General features: G+C 43.6%; 1 pseudogene. It reads left to right on the forward strand.

From position 1 onward, the window contains the following. Positions 1–203: pseudogene (locus NLF92_RS13655) on the forward strand (exopolyphosphatase); the annotation flags it as partial. Between the last annotated feature and the right edge of the window lie 40 nt (positions 204–243).

Consider the following 243-nt stretch of genomic DNA (forward strand, 5'->3'; position numbering starts at 1 on the left):
AAGTTAAGGTGTTTTCTAACTCTACACTGCGTGAAGGGGTTTTTTTTGAAATGCATGGCGACATGTTTCAAACTGAGTCTCGTGAGAGATCGGCCCATACCTTGGCGAATCGCTATGTCATTGATCCAGCCCTAGCCGCACGTGTTTGGGATTCTGTAGATTCTTTAAATATGATAGCTCCCGCTTGTTGGCTGAGTAAGTAACAGAAAGTAAATAGCTTATTAGCTTGGGGTTGTCTGTTGC

Source organism: Opacimonas viscosa, from assembly GCF_024199005.1.
Taxonomy (GTDB): domain Bacteria; phylum Pseudomonadota; class Gammaproteobacteria; order Enterobacterales; family Alteromonadaceae; genus Opacimonas; species Opacimonas viscosa.